The organism is Flavobacterium cupreum (assembly GCF_003996965.1).
Lineage (GTDB): Bacteria > Bacteroidota > Bacteroidia > Flavobacteriales > Flavobacteriaceae > Flavobacterium > Flavobacterium cupreum.
The window spans coordinates 333960-350256 of sequence record NZ_QWDM01000006.1; the positions used below are offsets into that span (position 1 = coordinate 333960).

The following is a 16297-nucleotide window of genomic DNA, read 5'->3' on the forward strand; positions in this document are numbered from 1 at the left end:
CCGTTAATTCTTCATTGTAATTTCCTGTGTCTTAGAATTTGCAATCTGCGTTACGGCAGGTAAAAACTCTTGTATAAAAGAAGTCATGTGCGGAACGTCCATCACTTTGAATTCGTCTGAAGGATGGTGGTAAAATTCGAAATTCTCAAAGTCAAAAGTGCTTATCGACTGGCAGGGCTTTTTAAAAGCTTCGTAAAACGAATAATTATCCGATCTGTAAAACAATTTATATTCGGCTTCCTTTGGCAGAAATCCGATTGTTTTTTTACCGGTATATTCATTTATTTTTTCGGCCATATTCGATTTATCAAAACCTGTAATGTACGCCAGATAATCCCCTTTCATGGGTACACCGACCATTTCGATGTTAAGCTGCACGTATAAATTGAAGTTTTGAACCTTCAGTTTTTCCACTAAACTTTTAGACCCCAGCAGGCCTTTTTCTTCTCCGGCAAAAAACACAATAAGAATACTTCTTTTGTTCGATTTTGTTTCGCTGAAATATTTCGCCATTTCGGCTACGGCTGTTACTCCGGAAGCATCATCATTTGCCCCATTATTGATCACGTCCTCTTTTTTCTTTTTATCTACACCAATATGATCGTAATGAGCACTCAGCACCACAAATTCTTTTTTAAGTTCCGGATCATTTCCTTCAATAACCCCGACAATATTGAAGGCTGGTGACTTAAAATTGGTCAGCGTGTCGCGGTAGCTTTTAAAATAAGGCTTTACGTTGTTTTTCTTAAGAAATTTTTCCAGGAATTCAGCTGCTTTCTCAATTCCTTTGGTTCCCGTCTCGCGGCCTTCCAATTCATCTGAAGAAAGGTATTTCAGAAAATCCGAAACGTTTGACTGTTCTACTTGATAAGCAATCTCAACAGGTTGGGAATTTAATTTGGGAGAGGTATCGCTTACAGCTGAGTTATTCGATTTACAGGCTAATAAAACAAAAGGAAGCAGAAAGTATAATTTTTTCATGAATAGAATTTTAGCTTCAGAAGCTACGATTCCAAAGCAGTTGATTTAAAATATTTTTTATACACCTTAAACACCTGAATACTTCCCATAACAATAAAAAACAACGGAATGAATACAGGCATTACATACTTTGAAAATGGATTTCTTTCATGAAAAATAGTCTGTAAAAGTACAATCAGACTTAGCATTCCTGAAAAAATACCTGCCAAAGTTCCTGCAATATAATAATATTTTAACTTTTTTTCAATCGTAATATACTTTGCATTAATTAAATATAAATTCCAGCTCGTCCAGAATGGCAATTGCAAAAAATTAAAACAGTTCAGGATTACGCCTATTACAAACGGAGAATACATCAAATAGGCTTTCAGATTTCCATTCGCACCTGAAGTACCGTGTGAATTTGAATAAAAAAAATAGGCCAAAATGAACATAAATATAACAGCGAAGCCATCGATAATTTTCATCAGCTTTTTATTTTTTACCAGTTGTCTGGCAAAAAGCAGTGTAAAATAAATCACAAACGTTTCTACGAAGACAACTCCCAATAAAAAGAAAATTAAATGATGCAGTCCGGATCGGGAATAAATTTCCAGTCCGGCCAAATTGAGATAGCCCAACGGAACAGAGCCGATAAAGCTGACCAGAAATCCAACTGCTATATTTTGCGCTCTTTGCTGCATTCCTAAAAATTTAAAATTTTACTGTTCTGAACCTGATGCAGACGGTATTCCTGCATTCCGGCTTTATAATCCAAATAAGGAAATCCCCTTTTATGATTGGCCACACTGATTTCGTACATATACGTAATGTGCCGGGCCAGTTCTTTCCAGGCAAACCAGATAGAATGTTTGGGATCATAGATATGGGTCGGTTCGCTAGCTGCCCCGTTTAATTCGACAATCTGAAAATGCTCCCCTCTTTCCAGTTCTTCAAAAGAATCATACATAATATCAAATCTTCCAAAGTAAAACTCCGGGATCTGCGCACAAATCTCATTGATGGTTTGGGTAAGTTTTGGGGTAATCCAATGACTTCCGTCTAAAAATTTGGCACCACGGGCATGATTCCCAAACGGAACCAAATTGAATGCTTCTCCCGCTGCTAAAATTTTATGCAGCAAATCGCCGTATTCTTCCTGTAAGGCATCAAACTGTAATTGAAATCTTGGCGTTTTATGAATTAATTCTTCAATTGTGGAGGCCCCGTCACCCACAACCGTCAGAAATTCCTTTGCGACAATTCCTGTAATCCTGCCCTCTATTTCATTGGGATGGCGTACGTAAAATATACCCACTTCATTTTTGTAAGGAATCAAATCCTGCAGCAGGAAATCGAAATTGGCTTTCTCCATATAACGCTGTAACTCCGAAACAGTGTGAATTTTTTTCACTCCCGAACCCCGCAAACCAATATCCGGTTTTGCAATTAATGGAAAATGAATTTCTTTCTCTATAACCTGCTGAACGATTTTTTTGAGATCCGTATTTTTAGGGATGAGAATCGTTTTGGGATAATATTTTCGCGGAATCAAATCATAAATCTGCTTTTTGCTTTCCATAATAAATCCCCCGTTTTTAATTCTTGGATTGGAAGCATTAAAGAAAAAAATAGATCTCGCTTTGATGGCGTAATACGCCCAAAGAAAATAGATCGGAATATACACGACCTGAAACGGCCAATATTCCCAATTTGCGATTTTATGAAAAAATAGCTTCATCTTATATGATATTAAATACTAATAAATGCTGTCGAAAATTCCTGTTCCAGAACTAAGTCATGATAGGCGATTGCCCTTTTATTCTGTCCGGTTACAACTTGTGTGATACTTACTGTTTTCAAGGTATTTTCCCGATTGATAATCAGCCCGTTTTCAGAATCATCCCCTTCCGTATTCCGGTGAAAACCGAGCATATCTGAAGCTGAAATTTCGTTTTTATCTTTCAGAAAATCAAAAAACCAGCGGGATCGTTTCTTTCTGACATCTTCCGGATACAAGGTTACAGACGACCAGATATGATTTTTCGTTTCATCTAAAATCGTATTTCTTTTGGTTAAGCCATCCCAGATCAGTTCGTACAATTTTTCATCCTGATACAGCACCAGTGTAAAAGGCTCAATATCTTCCAGATTAATGGCTCCCCAAAAATCCTTTGGAGAGTTGCTGGAAACAATATCCAGGGCAATTAACCCACGGCTTCTTCTGTACGAAAACCGAACTTCATGTTTGGTGATACCGCCATTCAGCAGTACCAACACAGTTCCGTCTGCATCAGCTACAAACCAGGTTCCTCCGGCTTTTGGATCTTTCGGATACACCAGGTTTTTACCATTACAGTGATAACTGCGCGGCGGAAGGGCGCTGGGGCGGATCACCTTCTCATCACGGTTCGAAGTGATAATCACGGTTTCCTTATGAACTACAAAACTTACTGTACACATTGGTTTCTATATTCTATGGTGGAACGTGCCACACCAAAATTTTCATTCACTAAAATATCCTCCAATTGTAAAACAGCCACTTTTATCAATGCCTGGTGATGAATACAATGTTCTAAGTTATAAAGCAATTCCCTGTAATAATTACTTTGAATCCTAAAGGTAAGCCCGTCGATCATTTGTTCTAAATAGAGCGGTTTATTTTCTTTTTGTAAACCCTTTTTTACCTCAAGGATACATTGTTTTGCAAACTGGGTTTCGGTCTGAATGCGTTTATTGCGTTCTCTGTTGTCATAATTTAAAACTCCCGGCTCATAGCTGTTTTCAAGACATTGAAACATTTCAAGGATATGACGGGTATGTTCGCCGATACTGGAGTCGCTTAAAGCCGGACAGGGTTTTGCATACGACTGATCGGACAATTGGTTTAACAAATTTGTTAACTCGTCTAAACTGTGGTTTATTGATTTCAGCAGCATAATTATTTCGTTTTTAAAAGATTCATAATTATATTTTTATTCCGGTAAAGTAATAGCAGGCAACAGAGTAAGGTGACTACAGCCAGAGAAAAAAGCAGTCCGGAGTCACCCTGAACTTCAATCCCTAACACAAATAAATGCGAAAGAACCGCGCCGGTCATAACACCACATCCGCCTAAAGCGCCGAGCCAGGTTGTTTGTGGAATTAAAAGTAAAACCACCACAATCAGTTCGGCAATTCCGGATCCGATTCTTCCGTAAGGCTCTACACCTAAGGTAGAAAAAATATAAATACTTTCAGGTGCGCCTGTAAATTTAAAATACAAAGTCTGCAGTAAAATTGCCGAAGCCGTTAGTTTTAGCACCCAGTTTAATAATGGTGTTTTCATGACTTTTTATTTATATATCTTTTTCCAGTTTACATCCGCTTTCGTCTTCAGATTGGCTTGGTCTTTATTCCAGCTTTTCAGCGTATTATTAAAATAGGCGTTGTAGAACAAATACAGTTTCCCGTCTGTGATTTTGAAAGTTTCCGGATTGATTTCCACTTTTTCAGCGTTACTCCCCATGGCATACGCACACCAGCCGCCATATTGCGGTTCAAAGCCGGCAGGATTTTTCAAAAAAACTTCCTTATTGGCCACGGATGAAAATTTATAAGTTATGCCCATATAAGTAGCCGTAACCTCATTTTTACCTTTTATAGCCTTGTTTTCTTTAAAATAAGCCACAGGGTCATATCCCTGAATGGCCACTTTATTTTCTACATTATACTGGGTGATTCTTTTTGCATCGTTTTGCGAAAATGCAGCCGCTGATACTAAAACAAATAGTACTACAATTAACTTTTTCATCTTGATTTTATTTTAAGGTCTTTAATACTGAAACTAATAGGTCAGCGTTTATACGTTGTTTAAAATCAGGCGAAACGTATTCGAACAAAATGTCACCGCTCGTATTTACTACAAAAACAGAAGGCACAGGTAAAAAACTCGTGTTCATTCCATTAGAATGTACGTTAATAACTGATTTATAGTTTTCCGGAGCTTCAAAGGCGATCCCGAATTCTTTGATTAAGGTGCCGTCTGCATCGGAAAGTAATGTGTATTTTACTTTATCTTTTTCTGCTGTGACCTTCAAATTTTCGGGAGAGTCCGGACTTACCGCAACAATCTGATAGCCTAAGTCAAGAATTTGTTTTTCGGCTTCTGCCAGGGCAGACAAATGCAGGTTACAATAAGGGCACCATCCGCCACGGTAAAAAACCAATACGGTTTTCTTCTTACTGATCAGCTCAGAAAGACTGACAGTTGCATTATCTGATGATTTTAAAGTCGAATTGGGAATCTTTTCCCCTATTAATAAGGGAGCAATATCCGTTGCCGTTTTTGCGACTGCATTTTGGGCATTTGCAACAGTACTTGCGGCAGCAAACAGAGTAAAAAGTGCTTTTTTCATAGTGTATAATTTTTCATCTTTTATGATGATGTAAAACTACTGTGGTATGAAAAAACAATTTGTCGGCTAATTTACACTTGAGGCAAAATAGTTTATAATTGGGTGATATCCTGTATAATAATCTCTTTTCGGGTATAACTTAAAAGATGATTGGTTTCCATCTCATTCAGCAATTGGGTTGCTGTCTGCCTTGAAGTACAGATAATCTGGGCAATATCATTTTGGGTCAGGTAATTTTCAATCACAACCGAATTACCGTTTCTGATACCTTCCTGTTCTGCCCAGTCTTTCAGGAACTGATACAATCTGGTTTTGGCATCTTTAGAAATTAAATTGGCATAACTGTTTTTAATGCGTTTCATTTTCAGCCCCACAAACTTCGTATACGAAAGTGCGAGTGTCGGATTTCGAAGTAATAAATCTTCAAAATCGGACATTAGGAAACTGCAGATCGCAACATCATCAGAAAGTACTTTGGCATATTCGTTGGCTTTATCATCGGTTTCCAGCGTGAGTTCGCCAAACAAATCCCCTTTCTGGATAATATCTTTTATAGTTTCGTTTCCGTCTTCATCAACGGCAACAATTTTGATATTCCCTTTTTTAAGCAGGAAAATACGGGGTACATCAGAAGACGAGAAATAAATGATTTCTCCTTTCGACGCTTTTTTAAAACCTGTTATAATACACAATTGTTTGATCTGGCTGAAGCTCAGGGTCCGGAACAATTTGTGATCGCGCAAATACCAGTATTTTAAATCTTCGTACATAAAAATCGAATTCAGTTGCTGTAAAAGTAATTAAATTTTCATCTTAAAAACAAAACCCTCCTGAAGCGAAACTTCAAAAGGGTTTTTATGAAATTATTTTAGAAGAAATTATCCTGCGATAACAGATCTTGAAATTACAATTTTCTGAATTTCAGAAGTTCCTTCGTAAATCTGTGTAATCTTGGCGTCACGCATAAAACGTTCTACATGGTATTCTTTCACATAACCGTTTCCACCGTGAATCTGAACAGCTTCAACAGCCGTGTCCATTGCTACCTGCGAAGCAAATAACTTAGCCATGGCACCACTTACATCGTAATTTTTATGCTGGTCTTTATCCCACGCCGCTTTCATACACAAATGACGCGCCGCTTCGATATTCACTGCCATATCGGCCAGTTTAAAAGCAATGGCCTGATGATTGCAGATTTCTGTTCCGAAAGCCTTACGTTCTTTCGAATATTTCAAAGCCAGTTCGTAAGCTCCCGAAGCAATTCCCAAAGCCTGAGAAGCAATACCAATACGGCCTCCCGCTAAAGTTTTCATAGCAAATTTAAATCCGAAACCGTCCTCACCGATTCTGTTTTCTTTCGGAACTTTTACATCACTAAACATTAAGGAGTGGGTATCTGAACCACGGATTCCCATTTTTTGTTCTTTTGGTCCGATAGAGAATCCCGGCATATCTTTGGTCATGATCAGCGCATTGATTCCTTTGTGTTTTAACTCCGGATGTGTCTGAGCAATTACTAAATAAACAGAAGCCGTGTTTCCGTTGGTAATCCAGTTTTTGGTACCATTTACAATATAATGGTCTCCCATATCAACAGCAGTAGTTTTTTGCGAAGTGGCATCACTTCCTGCTTCCGGCTCGCTTAAGCAAAAAGCGCCGTGAATTTCACCTGAGGCCAGGCCCGGTAAATATTTTTGTTTTTGTTCTTCTGTACCAAATTCCTGTAATCCCCAGCAAACCAATGAATTGTTTACCGACATTACTACTGAAGCAGATGCATCTACTTTTGAAATTTCTTCCATAGCGATTACATACGAAATAGCATCCAGGCCACTTCCTCCGTATTTCGGATCAACCATCATCCCCATGAAGCCCAGCTGCCCCATTTTTTTTACTTGCTCTGTCGGAAAAATTTGCTTTTCGTCACGCTCGATAACACCTGGCAACAATTCGTTTTGAGCAAAATCTCTTGCGGCCTGTTGAATCATTAAATGCTCTTCAGTAAGATTGAAATCCATATTCTTTGTTTTTGTTGTTTTGTTTTTTTTGAAGTCCTTTTTTCATGAATAAAGGCTTCCAAAGATAATTTTTAAATGCGAATTAACAATGCGCGCATATCATTTTAAGAAATTATCAGCAATCACGATAACGTTTTCGTAATTCTGTTGAAGATTAATCTGATGAAGATTAATTTTGCAACGTTTTCTGTAAAATTTAAGAATAAAATTATGGATCAAAACCGTCGTTTGAAAATATGTTAAATTATTATAATCTCAAAAAAACCAAAAAGGCAAAAACCACGTATATGTACGTAAAATAACTCTTACTATTTTGATTATGAATAACGTAACTGATATAAAAAAACGTTTTAGTAAAAAAAAAATAGTAACTTTAAATAGTCAAAAATTATAAATTACATTATTTTTGCCCAAAAAAAATAAATTATCGATAGCGTATGAAAAAGATTTTACTAGCATTTACACTCCTTTTAAGTTTTCAATTTTCTACTGTTTCTGCACAGAATACATTAGAAGTGAATGGCGTTACAGTTCCAAGAAAAATTGAATTCCAAAACAAAACCTTACAGCTTAACGGTGCCGGCGGAAGATCTAAAATGTGGCTGGAAGTTTATGTACAGGCTTTGTATTTATCGCAGTTAAGCCAGGATCCGCAATTTATTATTGACAGCGATACTGAAATGGCCGTTCGTATAGAAATCACGTCTTCTATGGTTTCTTCCAATAAACTGACCAAGGCTATGAATACGGGTTTTGAAAAATCAGCAGGAAGCAATCTTGCGGAATTACGACCAAGAATTGAGGATTTCAAAAAATTATTAAGCGATCCTATTACCGAAAAAGATGTATTTGTTTTAGCCTATAATCCTTTTGACCAGACTATCAATGTTTACAAAAATGAAGTTTTGAAAGGAAAAATCCCCGGATTTGATTTCAAAAAAGCATTGTTCGGCATCTGGCTTTCAGATAAGCCGGTTGATCAGACCTTAAAGGAAAACTTATTGGGGAAATAAAATTTTCTCCTTACAATATAGCTGAAGCCGGAAACGATAACGTTTTCCGGCTTTATTTTTGGGTTTAAATAAAATTGATGTCAAATACATTATTCGCATTATTCTATTTTATACTTTTACGCAAAATAAACATATCACAACAAAATGAAAGATTTATTACAGCAATTTGAAAATAAGGAACCTGAAATTGTTTTTAACTGGAAAGATTCTGAAACAGAAGCAGAAGGTTGGACAGTAATTAATTCACTTCGTGGAGGAGCCGCAGGTGGAGGAACAAGAATGAGAAAAGGCCTCGATATGAATGAAGTTCTGTCTCTGGCAAAAACTATGGAAGTTAAGTTTTCCGTTTCTGGTCCTGCAATTGGTGGTGCTAAATCCGGAATTAATTTTGATCCGAATGACCCGCGTAAAAAGGGAGTTTTACAACGCTGGTACAAAGCCGTTTCGCCTTTATTAAAAAGTTACTACGGAACCGGCGGGGATTTGAATGTTGATGAAATTCACGAAGTAATCCCAATGACCGAAGAATGTGGGGTATGGCATCCGCAGGAAGGTGTTTTCAACGGACACTTTAAGCCTACTGAAGCCGATAAAATCAATCGAATTGGACAATTACGTCAGGGTGTTATCAAAGTAATCGAAGACCCGAAATTCTCACCTGATGTTACCCGCAAATATACAGTAGCCGATATGATTACAGGTTATGGCGTTGCTGAAGCTGTTCGTCATTTTTATGCAACTTATGGTGGTGATGTAAAAGGCAAAAAAGCAATCGTACAGGGTTTCGGAAATGTAGGTTCAGCCGCTGCATTTTACCTAGCTGAAATGGGTGCAAAAGTAATCGGAATTATTGACCGTGACGGTGGACTGATCAAAGAAGAAGGGTTTTCTTTTGAAGAAATCAGAACGTTGTTTTTGAATAAAGACGGAAACAAACTGGTTACCGATGCTATGATCCCGTTTGATGAAATCAATTCTAAAATCTGGACAATCGGTGCTGAAATCTTCACGCCTTGTGCTGCTTCAAGACTGGTAACCCAAACTCAGATTGACAGTTTAATTCAAAACGGACTGGAAGTTATCTCCTGCGGAGCGAATGTTCCTTTTGCTGATAAAGAAATTTTCTTCGGTTCTATTATGGAAGAAGTGGACAGTAAAGTGAGTTTGATTCCTGATTTCATTTCAAACTGCGGAATGGCGAGGGTATTTGCTTATTTCATGGAGAAAAAAGTTCAAATGACAGATGAGGCTATTTTTAATGATACTTCAGAAATTATAAAAAATGCCATTGTAAAAGCACATGCCTTAAATGGGTCAAAAACAAATATCAGCGCAACGGCTTTTGAAATTGCACTTAAACAGTTAGTATAATTTTCTTTATACTTTATTCTAAACGAGCCAGATTATTCCTGGCTCGTTTTTTTTTGCCACAGATTTTCAGGATTTATAAGTTTTTTTTCAAGCTGGGATAAATTTCTCTCGCAGATTTTGCAGATTGAGCAGATTTTCTTTTTTCCTAAATAATTTTAGAACAGATCCGCTTAATCTGCCAGATCTGCGAGACAAAAAAAATCACCAGATGAAAGTGATTGAATATTTCTCGCAAAGGCGCTAAGAAGCCAAGTTTAAAAACTTAAAATAAAAAACTTTGCGACTCTGCGTCTTTGCGTGATTAAATAAAAAAGCTTAGCGAACTTTACGAATAATTTTTCCCGCAGATTTTGCAGATTAAGCAGATTTTTTAAAAAAAAATAATTTTAGAATAGATCTGCTCAATCTGCAAAATCTGCGAGACAAAAAAAATTCAAACGATAAAAAAAACCTCGCGAACTTTTGCGTAGTACCTAGCGCCCTTTGCGGTTAAATCCCCCACACCAATTTGATTCTAAACAATTTTTACTACTTTTAAACGTTTTTATTAATACAATTCCAAAATCCAGAATCACAATGAGCTCAGCCAGTTCTTCCGATAAAAAGAAATCATTATTAATCTCGACTGTAATCTATGCAGTAATTTTACTATTGTTGTTTTTTATTCGTTTCTGGCCTCCTTACAATCCGGAAAACAATGCAGCACTTGCAGCAGGTGGCGGCGGTGGCGGCGTGACCATAAATTTCGGGGACAGTGATGTCGGATCAGGAGCCAATTATAAAAGCGAGGTACTGAATGTAAAAAACGAAGCGAAGCAGACACCAGCAAAAGCAACACCAGAGGAAGCCATTATCACCCAGGAAAATACGACAACAGAAGAAAGTGTCGTTATTCCCGTAAAAGAAAAACCCAAAAAAAATACCCCGGTTGAAAAACCCGTAACCAAACCTGTACCGGAGAAACCAAAAGTTTCCAATTCTACCAATGATGCCCTATCAAGCATTTTAAAAGGATCCAACAAAGGAGGGGACGGTGATGATAAAGCGGCCGGAAATAAAGGAAAAGCAAACGGAAGCTTAGGCTCCAACGGCTACTACGGAAGTGGCGGATCCGGAGGAGGAACAGGCGGCGGTAACGGAACCGGAAATGGCGTTGGTACCGGAAGCGGTTACGGAGCCGGAAGCGGCGGAGGTTCCGGTGGCGGATCAGGTTATTCCCTCGGAAACCGAAAAGCATTGTCTAAACCTGCACCAAAATATACGTGTAACGAACAAGGAAAAGTTGTAGTTGAAGTTACAGTGGACCAAACCGGAAAAACGATGAGCGCAACTCCGGGAATAAAAGGAACAACCAACACAGCAAGATGCTTGTTAGATCAGGCTAAAATTGCTGCCCTGAATACCAAATGGTCTCCCGATGATAATGGAACGGCAAAACAGGTTGGTAAGATTATTTATAATTTTAGTCTGGATTAAAACACGGATTTCACGAATTTACACGAATAGTTGGGATCATAATATAAATAGAAAAGGCTTTCTGATATCTTAGAAAGCCTTTTCTATTTTGTCCTGTCACCTCGACGCAAGGAGACTCAACAGACGAAGTAAATCTTTGCAAGAAGCTCGACAAAGATTGGATTTTCTTTACGGAGTTACTGGCGAAGATTTCTCCCTTCGCTCGAAATGACAAAATTGTGCTACAATTTCATAATTAAGATTGCTTCGTTCCTCCGATGACAGATTGTGTTATTTTTTTGCGTGAGGGATAGGAGCTGGCTACCGAAGTAGCGCGGATAGCCCGACCGCAATAAAAAAATGGGCGAATCAACATCATGCTGATTCGCCCATTTTTTTATTGTGGTTACGCCCTACTGATCAATCTTACTTCGGACTTGTAGCAATCACAAATTTCAGATTGTTCTTCACTCCTATCTGCAGCACATCTACTAAATCCTGAACCTGCAAATTAAACGGAATTCTGACTACAACCGTTTGCTCTTTGTTGTCACCGATTTTTGACATTAACGAAGTCTCCAGGTTTTCAAAATCTACCGGTTCCTTGTCGATGTAAAACTTTTTATCTTCCGTCACAGACAGACTGATCAGCTGTTTATTTGTTTTTTCATTGGCTTTGGCTTTCGGCAAAGTCATCTTGATCACATTAGGATTTGCCAGCGTTGAGATAATTAAGAAAAACAACAGCAGGAAAAACATAATATCACTTAACGACGAAGTCGCTACCTCGGCATGAAATCTTCTTTTTCTTTTAATAGACATACCTTATGCTCTTTGAATTATATTGACAAATTCTAATATTTGCTTTTGAATTTTTAAGGCAAAATCATCAATTTTTCCGTTCAGTAAGTGATAGGCACTATATGCAATAATACCCACAATTAATCCGGATCCTGAACTGATCATTTTCTCATATAAACCTCCTGAGATATTACCAATACTGATATTCTCCGTAACCGAAATGCTGTAGAAAATCTTAATAACCCCCGAAATAGTTCCGATAAATCCTAACGTTGGTGCGATACCGGCAATAAGACCAAGATGCCCCAGACGTCTTTCCATTTCACCAATTTCAATATCAGCAGCACGGTCCATGTTGGATTCGATTTCAGCAATTGGCCTTCCTATGACTAAAACGCCTTCTTTGAGGATATTTCCGGCAGCGGTATTGCTTCTTTCCACGATGGTTCTGGCCAGTTCAATATTTCCTGAATTCAGCTTATCGCCTACGTCCTGCATCAGTCTGCCATCAATTTTAGACGCTTTGCTGATGTATAAATAACGTTCTATGATCACATAAAAAGTATAAAATAATAAAAGGGCAATCGGGATTAGAAAAAAACCTCCTTTTAAGATAAATCCTAAAACAGAGATTTCGGTATTTGGAGCAATTTTTTCGACTACTACGTTAGATGCGGCGTTTGCGAGAGTATCTGCTTGTAATTGAAGGAAGGTAAACATATTTTAATTCGTGTTTTTAATAATTAATTCTAAAAAATATTTCAATTTTGCACTAAAGATAATTTTCATTGTAGTATTAAACTAAAAAAAAGGGAAATTATTTCAATTCAACACTACTTTATCAAATAAAATGAACTATCAAGAGACCACAGATTGGATGTTTAACCAATTGCCCATGTATCAGCTTCAGGGTGCTTCGGCGTACAAAGAAGACTTAACCAACATCAGGCTTTTGGCGGAACATCTCGGCCATCCGGAGCAGCATCTAAAATGCATACATGTGGCCGGAACTAACGGAAAAGGTTCAACCTCTCATATGCTGGCTTCGGTTCTGCAGGAATCGGGATACAAAGTCGGATTATACACGTCACCGCATCTCAAAGATTTCAGGGAACGAATTAAAATAAATGGTATTGAAATCTCAGAAGATTTTGTCTGTGAATTCGTTGCTAAACACAAAGCTTTTTTCGAGTCGAATGACATGAGCTTTTTCGAAATGTCAGTTGGTCTGGCTTTCGATTATTTTTCTTCCGAAAAAACAGATATCGCCATTATAGAAGTAGGTCTGGGCGGACGTCTGGACGCTACCAATATTATCACGCCTTTAGTTTCTGTTATCACGAATATCGATCTCGACCACACCCAGTTTTTAGGCAACACCACTACGGCAATTGCAGGGGAAAAAGCCGGAATTATCAAACCGAATGTTCCTGTTGTCATTGGAGAGTATACGGAAGAAACAGAAGCGGTATTTTTAGCGAAAGCCAAAGAAAACAATGCCCCAATTTATTTTGCTGCCGATTTAATCTCAGGCGTTTTTCCGTCTGATTTGCTTGGCGATTATCAGTTTCAAAATAAAAAAACCGTTCAGCAGGTTGTTGTGGTGTTAAACTCACAAACTGATTTTAAAGTTTCGATTGAACATTTAAAAAGCGGCTTACTCCATACGGTGAAAAATACCGGCTTACAGGGAAGATGGCAACAATTGGGCGAAAATCCGAAAATAATTTGCGACACGGCGCACAACCAACACGGACTTACCGTCGTGATGAATCAGATTAAGAAAGAAACTTTTGACAACCTGCATATTGTTTTGGGTGTTGTCAACGACAAAGAACTGGATGCTATCCTGCCCCTTTTTCCGAAAAAGGCAACATACTATTTTTGCCGACCGGATTCTTCGAGAGGTCTGAGTACCGAAATTTTGCAAAATGCGGCCAAAAAATACGATTTACAAGGAGAACAATACAATTCTGTTGACGCTGCTTTCCTAGAAGCAAAGAAAAATGCGGGCCCAAATGATTTTATTTATGTGGGCGGAAGCACTTTTGTTGTAGCCGAATTGCCTTTGAATTAAACGAAGGCCAAATCCCTGCAGAAAGTTGAAAATTTTATGCTTTATAATAAATTCAACACCAGCGAGATAGAAACATTCCTGAAAAAAGTTTAAATTTTTACGGCGTTTTCTTTGCAGAACTCAAAAACTAGCGTATATTTGCACTCGCAATCACAAACGATAGCAACCTAGTAAAATAGGGCGATTAGCTCAGCTGGTTCAGAGCACCTCGTTTACACCGAGGGGGTCGGGGGTTCGAACCCCTCATCGCCCACTTTGAGGGATACTTGAAAAAGTATCCCTCTTTTTTTGGTATATAAGATATCCCTTTTCCTCCATTTTATTGGCATTATGGGATAACATATCCATCATTGTAGGTGTTCGATAGATACCGTTTTCATAGTACAAGTTCTTATTGAACACCATATTTACAAATTCTCTTTTCTGTAAAGTATCAGACTTTGTATAAACGTATCGCATATCGGATAACATATCTAGATTGGTATCTAAAACTTCGAAAATTTTCCCCTGATTAGCGCTAAGCCTTTCAATAGCCGCTTCGAGATTTAAAATTTGACCACTGTAAACTGGATACCATCGATCATAAGTGTCTTTGTTTATTTCATCTTTAAACCACTTTTCTTCAACTGTATTCAGTTTTTGTTGCACTTCATCTAGTTCGTGCTTTTTCTCGACTGCTTTTTTCTTATTAACTTTCATTTCAAGTTCAATCGTAGAATAACAACTATTTCTGATTCCTTTAATATTGGTTTCAGAAATACTCATAAGATCACAAGCATTTAAAAACTGCTCATGCGCTTTAATAGCACTGATATTATTGTGTTTGGAATGTTTGCATTTGTAGTAGTAAAAGTATTTACCTGATTTACCACGTGACGGCGCACCAGTAAGTGGAACTCCACAATGACATTTTAAAACACCTCTAAGTGGAATATCATCATCAACGACAACTTTTACTTTATCTTCTTTCTTCATTTTGCCTTGTACCATCTGCCAAGAGCTTTTATCTATAATAGCTTCGTGTATTGCAGGAAAAAGTCCTCCTGGAAGATCTTTGAACGCTTCAACTCTGACAAGCCCTGCATAAACAGGATTGGCAAGTACGCGATCAACAGCCATATTGCCTTTTCTATCAAAGCCCAATTCATAAGCTTTCTCCTTGATTTTATACAAAGGCAGATCCCGAAGAAACATATCATATACAATGCGTACCACTTTTGCTTCTTCTTCGTTAATTTCAAGATGACGTTCTTTTCCTTCTCCAACTTTCCTATAACCAAAAGGTTTTTCTCTTGTCAAGAATCGTCCCTCTTTTGCTCGGGCAGTATAGAGTCCACCTCTAACTTTTATACTTCTATTGATATTATCTTCTTCAGCAAGTAATAATTGTAAACCTGCTCTGAAAAAACTTCCTGGAGTATCATAATCGAAAGTGATTCCTTCTGTTACACTAACAATTTGTATACTATATTTCTTTTGAAATTGTTTAACCATATTCATGGCTTCACCTGCATCTCTACTAAAACGGTCGAGCTGATCCACAAGTAAATAATCTACGGATTTGTAATGCTTGGCTATAAAAATTTGTAATTTTATAAAGTCAGGACGATCAAAAGTTTTGGCACTTTTCCCCCTGTCTATAAAGGTATCCACCAATTGTATATTGTGATGTTGTATATATTGATCGGTATATAATTCTTGCCTTTCAATTGAACCATTACTTTGTCCCAATTGACTAAATCTCAAATATCTAATCGCTCTCTTCATAAACTTGTTTTAATGTAATTGATACAATAATTTCAACCAATAAATTTACAAATTTTTCTTCTTTTTCTCTTTCTATCTCATCATAAATTTTTGATATAATTTCTTCTTTTTCAGTTGTTTGCTTTTCTAAATTATCCATTTTTCACCTCCTTACTTTAATATAGTTTTTAAATATTTGTAATAGCATTCCTGAATTTATAAAATAGATTTATTGTTTTCTCGCTGATAGTACTAAAAGGAAGTGTTTGTCGTAACATGGCTTATTAAAGCCAATTTTTAAAACTGTTTTTTTACTAAATAAAGACACTCTGGAAAAACCGGTCAATTTGACCACCTAATTCCGGAGTAAATTGACCACCCGTTCCGGAGCAAACTGACCACCTAATTCCGGAGCAAATTGACCACCAGGTTTTGTGGTGAATTAAGTATTAAAAA

At 37.4% G+C, this 16297-nt stretch carries 18 protein-coding genes and 1 tRNA gene; 5 read left to right on the forward strand and 14 right to left on the reverse strand.

Annotated features, from left to right (window positions below; all coding sequences use genetic code 11):
• Positions 1–3: 3 nt before the first annotated feature.
• From D0817_RS11775 to D0817_RS11820, 10 genes are all read right to left on the reverse strand, one after another.
• Positions 4–981, reverse strand: coding sequence for a M20/M25/M40 family metallo-hydrolase (locus D0817_RS11775; RefSeq protein WP_127338567.1), 978 nt, complete (start codon positions 979–981; stop codon positions 4–6).
• 23 nt (positions 982–1004) lie between these two features.
• The gene (locus D0817_RS11780; protein ID WP_127338568.1) at positions 1005–1664 is read right to left on the reverse strand and encodes a hypothetical protein; all 660 of its coding nucleotides are present in this window, start codon (positions 1662–1664) and stop codon (positions 1005–1007) included.
• A gap of 2 nt (positions 1665–1666) precedes the next feature.
• Positions 1667–2701, reverse strand: coding sequence for an ATP-grasp domain-containing protein (locus tag D0817_RS11785; RefSeq protein WP_127338569.1), 1035 nt, complete (start codon positions 2699–2701; stop codon positions 1667–1669).
• A gap of 11 nt (positions 2702–2712) precedes the next feature.
• Positions 2713–3423, reverse strand: coding sequence for an NRDE family protein (locus tag D0817_RS11790; protein WP_127338570.1), 711 nt, complete (start codon positions 3421–3423; stop codon positions 2713–2715).
• A complete protein-coding gene (locus tag D0817_RS11795) occupies positions 3411–3899 on the reverse strand; it encodes a DinB family protein (protein ID WP_127338571.1) in 489 nt (162 codons plus the stop codon). Before D0817_RS11795 ends, D0817_RS11790 begins: the two co-directional genes overlap by 13 nt.
• Before the next feature lie 2 nt (positions 3900–3901).
• Positions 3902–4288: a DoxX family protein gene (locus D0817_RS11800; protein WP_127338572.1), complete on the reverse strand. Its 387-nt coding sequence runs from the start codon at positions 4286–4288 to the stop codon at positions 3902–3904.
• A 6-nt stretch (positions 4289–4294) separates the two neighbouring features.
• Positions 4295–4753 carry a YHS domain-containing (seleno)protein gene (locus D0817_RS11805; RefSeq protein WP_127338573.1) on the reverse strand — a complete coding sequence of 153 codons (459 nt, stop codon included), beginning with the start codon at positions 4751–4753 and terminating at the stop codon, positions 4295–4297.
• A gap of 7 nt (positions 4754–4760) precedes the next feature.
• Complete coding sequence (locus D0817_RS11810; RefSeq protein WP_127338574.1) at positions 4761–5357, reverse strand: peroxiredoxin-like family protein; 597 nt, start codon at positions 5355–5357, stop codon at positions 4761–4763.
• A gap of 92 nt (positions 5358–5449) precedes the next feature.
• On the reverse strand, positions 5450–6127 hold the full coding sequence (locus D0817_RS11815) for a Crp/Fnr family transcriptional regulator (protein WP_127338575.1): 678 nt from the start codon (positions 6125–6127) through the stop codon (positions 5450–5452).
• A 108-nt stretch (positions 6128–6235) separates the two neighbouring features.
• Positions 6236–7378, reverse strand: coding sequence for an acyl-CoA dehydrogenase (locus tag D0817_RS11820; RefSeq protein ID WP_072960457.1), 1143 nt, complete (start codon positions 7376–7378; stop codon positions 6236–6238).
• Positions 7379–7815: 437 nt separating this feature from the next.
• Here D0817_RS11820 and D0817_RS11825 point away from each other — a divergent pair, with 437 nt between their 5' ends.
• The 3 genes from D0817_RS11825 to D0817_RS11835 all read left to right on the forward strand — a co-directional run bounded on the left by D0817_RS11825 (position 7816) and on the right by D0817_RS11835 (position 11238).
• A complete protein-coding gene (locus tag D0817_RS11825; protein ID WP_127338576.1) occupies positions 7816–8391 on the forward strand; it encodes a chalcone isomerase family protein in 576 nt (191 codons plus the stop codon).
• 144 nt (positions 8392–8535) lie between these two features.
• Positions 8536–9762 (forward strand): Glu/Leu/Phe/Val dehydrogenase dimerization domain-containing protein, encoded by a 1227-nt coding sequence (locus tag D0817_RS11830; RefSeq protein ID WP_127338577.1) that lies wholly within the window; start codon positions 8536–8538, stop codon positions 9760–9762.
• A 576-nt stretch (positions 9763–10338) separates the two neighbouring features.
• Positions 10339–11238, forward strand: a complete 900-nt coding sequence (locus D0817_RS11835; protein ID WP_127338578.1) for an energy transducer TonB — start codon at positions 10339–10341, stop codon at positions 11236–11238.
• 405 nt (positions 11239–11643) lie between these two features.
• Here the strand turns inward: D0817_RS11835 and D0817_RS11840 are convergent, their stop codons facing one another.
• Complete coding sequence (locus D0817_RS11840; protein WP_127338579.1) at positions 11644–12039, reverse strand: ExbD/TolR family protein; 396 nt, start codon at positions 12037–12039, stop codon at positions 11644–11646.
• Between the two features lie 3 nt (positions 12040–12042).
• Complete coding sequence (locus D0817_RS11845; protein WP_127338580.1) at positions 12043–12738, reverse strand: MotA/TolQ/ExbB proton channel family protein; 696 nt, start codon at positions 12736–12738, stop codon at positions 12043–12045.
• Between the two features lie 130 nt (positions 12739–12868).
• On the opposite strand from D0817_RS11845, the gene D0817_RS11850 reads away from it, so the two are divergent.
• Positions 12869–14095, forward strand: a complete 1227-nt coding sequence (locus D0817_RS11850; protein WP_127338581.1) for a bifunctional folylpolyglutamate synthase/dihydrofolate synthase — start codon at positions 12869–12871, stop codon at positions 14093–14095.
• A 178-nt stretch (positions 14096–14273) separates the two neighbouring features.
• A tRNA-Val gene (locus D0817_RS11855) sits at positions 14274–14348 on the forward strand.
• Here D0817_RS11855 and D0817_RS11860 read toward each other — a convergent pair.
• Complete coding sequence (locus D0817_RS11860; protein WP_127338582.1) at positions 14339–15862, reverse strand: recombinase family protein; 1524 nt, start codon at positions 15860–15862, stop codon at positions 14339–14341. The two genes, D0817_RS11855 and D0817_RS11860, sit on opposite strands and share 10 nt — an antisense overlap.
• The gene (locus tag D0817_RS25675) at positions 15846–16001 is read right to left on the reverse strand and encodes a hypothetical protein (protein WP_161568430.1); all 156 of its coding nucleotides are present in this window, start codon (positions 15999–16001) and stop codon (positions 15846–15848) included. Before D0817_RS25675 ends, D0817_RS11860 begins: the two co-directional genes overlap by 17 nt.
• Positions 16002–16297 lie beyond the last annotated feature (296 nt).

Excerpts from the sequence above, each read along its gene's own strand:
- D0817_RS11775 (WP_127338567.1), bottom strand. The coding sequence starts at position 981 with ATGAAAAAATTATACTTTCTGCTTCCTTTTGTTTTATTAGCCTGTAAA.
- D0817_RS11780 (WP_127338568.1), bottom strand. The coding sequence starts at position 1,664 with ATGCAGCAAAGAGCGCAAAATATAGCAGTTGGATTTCTGGTCAGCTTT.
- D0817_RS11785 (WP_127338569.1), bottom strand. The coding sequence starts at position 2,701 with ATGAAGCTATTTTTTCATAAAATCGCAAATTGGGAATATTGGCCGTTT.
- D0817_RS11790 (WP_127338570.1), bottom strand. The coding sequence starts at position 3,423 with ATGTGTACAGTAAGTTTTGTAGTTCATAAGGAAACCGTGATTATCACT.
- D0817_RS11795 (WP_127338571.1), bottom strand. The coding sequence starts at position 3,899 with ATGCTGCTGAAATCAATAAACCACAGTTTAGACGAGTTAACAAATTTG.
- D0817_RS11800 (WP_127338572.1), bottom strand. The coding sequence starts at position 4,288 with ATGAAAACACCATTATTAAACTGGGTGCTAAAACTAACGGCTTCGGCA.
- D0817_RS11805 (WP_127338573.1), bottom strand. The coding sequence starts at position 4,753 with ATGAAAAAGTTAATTGTAGTACTATTTGTTTTAGTATCAGCGGCTGCA.
- D0817_RS11810 (WP_127338574.1), bottom strand. The coding sequence starts at position 5,357 with ATGAAAAAAGCACTTTTTACTCTGTTTGCTGCCGCAAGTACTGTTGCA.
- D0817_RS11815 (WP_127338575.1), bottom strand. The coding sequence starts at position 6,127 with ATGTACGAAGATTTAAAATACTGGTATTTGCGCGATCACAAATTGTTC.
- D0817_RS11820 (WP_072960457.1), bottom strand. The coding sequence starts at position 7,378 with ATGGATTTCAATCTTACTGAAGAGCATTTAATGATTCAACAGGCCGCA.
- D0817_RS11825 (WP_127338576.1), top strand. The coding sequence starts at position 7,816 with ATGAAAAAGATTTTACTAGCATTTACACTCCTTTTAAGTTTTCAATTT.
- D0817_RS11830 (WP_127338577.1), top strand. The coding sequence starts at position 8,536 with ATGAAAGATTTATTACAGCAATTTGAAAATAAGGAACCTGAAATTGTT.
- D0817_RS11835 (WP_127338578.1), top strand. The coding sequence starts at position 10,339 with ATGAGCTCAGCCAGTTCTTCCGATAAAAAGAAATCATTATTAATCTCG.
- D0817_RS11840 (WP_127338579.1), bottom strand. The coding sequence starts at position 12,039 with ATGTCTATTAAAAGAAAAAGAAGATTTCATGCCGAGGTAGCGACTTCG.
- D0817_RS11845 (WP_127338580.1), bottom strand. The coding sequence starts at position 12,738 with ATGTTTACCTTCCTTCAATTACAAGCAGATACTCTCGCAAACGCCGCA.
- D0817_RS11850 (WP_127338581.1), top strand. The coding sequence starts at position 12,869 with ATGAACTATCAAGAGACCACAGATTGGATGTTTAACCAATTGCCCATG.
- D0817_RS11860 (WP_127338582.1), bottom strand. The coding sequence starts at position 15,862 with ATGAAGAGAGCGATTAGATATTTGAGATTTAGTCAATTGGGACAAAGT.
- D0817_RS25675 (WP_161568430.1), bottom strand. The coding sequence starts at position 16,001 with ATGGATAATTTAGAAAAGCAAACAACTGAAAAAGAAGAAATTATATCA.